The following is a 1,671-nucleotide window of genomic DNA, read 5'->3' as shown; positions in this document are numbered from 1 at the left end:
GACGACCAAGATTCTGCAAAAACTGGCGAATGCACTCGGAGTCAGCATCAGTGAACTTCTCGACGAAACCGACGAATCTGCCACGGCATAGGGGGTTTCGATAACCGCATATGTGCAGTCGAGGGCGGTCATATTTTGCACCTACTTCCATCGAAGATGGGAAAAGTTCCCGTCCTTCGGACAATAAGATTCGATGTGTAGGGTGGAAAATCCTGTAGGTGGTGATCAAATGAGCGCGATCGAGCAGTTGGGACGCATCGCGGTACTGGGGGATCTTCTGGGGAAGATCAGCATCATCGCGCAGAGCCTCACGGATGATCCGAGTTACACGAAGCAAGATGCCGTAGAGGAACTGCTGGATCTGGCTCGGGTCATCAAGGAAGAGATCATTTTGAGCCAGTTTTGAGGGAGGGGCGAGAAGATGGAGAAAAAGGTCGGTAAAAAGGTTACAGCGGTGGTTCGCACATCGAAGTTGCCGCGCGAGATTTTGGAAAAAGCATACCGTGAGATCCAAGCCAAAAAAGCGGAGTCTGCGAAAGGAGAATCGGCATGACTGAATCCCGAACGCTGCACATCTGGAATCTGCCAGATGACCAGCACCAACGGCTGGTCGAGATCGCGGTCGAGCACACCAGCCTCGCCGCCGAGTTTGGCGATCGGAAAACCACTGACGCACGCAAAGCGGAGATCTGGCGGCGGATTGAAGAACTGCGGCGGGAGCGGTCGGCCATTTTGGAGGAGTGACAGCCAGACTGCTCTGATACCGGGAGTTTCTTGGTTACGACAACAAACTGGTAGTCATGATAGGTAGCGTCCGCTGGTGGGGAACCAATCGGCCGCCGGTGGGAGGTGATGTGGGAGGAAGTTCAGAGGAGCGTTTTAGTGGGAAGTCTTTATGAGGGGCACAATCCCATCCTACCATCGTGACCCCGCACAATGCAGTCTGTTTTTCGTGAGAAATATGCACACGGAGAGGGGGGGACACAGGGTGAGAGGAAAAGAAATCGGCACTCTGTTGCGAATGTGCCGGGAACGAAAGGGGATGAGTCAGGAAGAACTCGCGCGGTATCTCAGAAAAGACCGGTCTGCCATCTCCCGCATCGAAAACGGACATGACATCCCTGACATCGATGAAGTCATCATGTGGGCTGAAGCGACGGACTCGCGGGAATTCATCGCGCTGATGCTAACCGGTTCGGAAGGCTGGAAGCGGCTTATGCGACTGGAGATTGTGTTCAAGCAAATGAGTGCCATGTTAGCTGACATTGGAGCGTAGGGGGGTGAGAACATGGTGATCAAACCGGGAATCTGGCTGAGATTTTCCAAGTTTGAGCGGTTGATGATTCTTCACGCCATCCACTTGGAACAGGCGATGGAAAGACAAAACCGCCAAAAAAATGACACGTTCGTAACGTGCCAAACAAAAAATATCCTAGTTCGATTCTACTTCGTGATTTCTGAAAACACAAGAGGGGAGAGGGGACACATGTTGCCACAAAGCTACGACGTTTGGAAAACGGCTGCACCGGAGCCGAAAGAACCGGAACCGGTCTGTGAGTGCGATTACTGTGGCATGGAATTGTTCGCTGGTGATAAAGCAATTCGTCTCAACCAAACCGTCCATGTTTGCTCCGCCGAATGTTTCCTCGGTCTGGTTGGCGATCAGCACAA

The 1,671-nt window shown here is 52.6% G+C and carries 5 protein-coding genes; all 5 read left to right on the top strand.

The genetic code is table 11. From position 1 onward, the window contains the following. The first annotated feature begins 229 nt into the window (after positions 1 to 229). Positions 230 to 406 carry a hypothetical protein gene (locus tag C230_RS22790; RefSeq protein ID WP_018130110.1) on the top strand — a complete coding sequence of 59 codons (177 nt, stop codon included), beginning with the start codon at positions 230 to 232 and terminating at the stop codon, positions 404 to 406. Between the two features lie 15 nt (positions 407 to 421). Then, on the top strand, positions 422 to 553 hold the full coding sequence (locus tag C230_RS23500; RefSeq protein WP_018130109.1) for a hypothetical protein: 132 nt from the start codon (positions 422 to 424) through the stop codon (positions 551 to 553). Next, positions 550 to 744, top strand: coding sequence for a hypothetical protein (locus C230_RS0100290; RefSeq protein WP_018130108.1), 195 nt, complete (start codon positions 550 to 552; stop codon positions 742 to 744). Before C230_RS23500 ends, C230_RS0100290 begins: the two co-directional genes overlap by 4 nt. Before the next feature lie 244 nt (positions 745 to 988). Beyond that, a complete protein-coding gene (locus C230_RS18845; RefSeq protein ID WP_018130107.1) occupies positions 989 to 1,276 on the top strand; it encodes a helix-turn-helix domain-containing protein in 288 nt (95 codons plus the stop codon). 12 nt (positions 1,277 to 1,288) lie between these two features. Beyond that, the coding region (locus C230_RS18840) for a hypothetical protein (RefSeq protein WP_040392352.1) at positions 1,289 to 1,671 on the top strand (383 nt) is incomplete at its 3' end.

This window comes from Effusibacillus pohliae DSM 22757, assembly GCF_000376225.1.
Taxonomy (GTDB): Bacteria; Bacillota; Bacilli; order Tumebacillales; family Effusibacillaceae; genus Effusibacillus; species Effusibacillus pohliae.
Note: the sequence above shows the minus strand (reverse complement) of the source record. Positions and strands in the feature narration are given on the sequence as shown.

Excerpts from the sequence above, each read along its gene's own strand:
- C230_RS0100290 (WP_018130108.1), top strand. The coding sequence starts at position 550 with ATGACTGAATCCCGAACGCTGCACATCTGGAATCTGCCAGATGACCAG.
- C230_RS23500 (WP_018130109.1), top strand. The coding sequence starts at position 422 with ATGGAGAAAAAGGTCGGTAAAAAGGTTACAGCGGTGGTTCGCACATCG.
- C230_RS22790 (WP_018130110.1), top strand. The coding sequence starts at position 230 with ATGAGCGCGATCGAGCAGTTGGGACGCATCGCGGTACTGGGGGATCTT.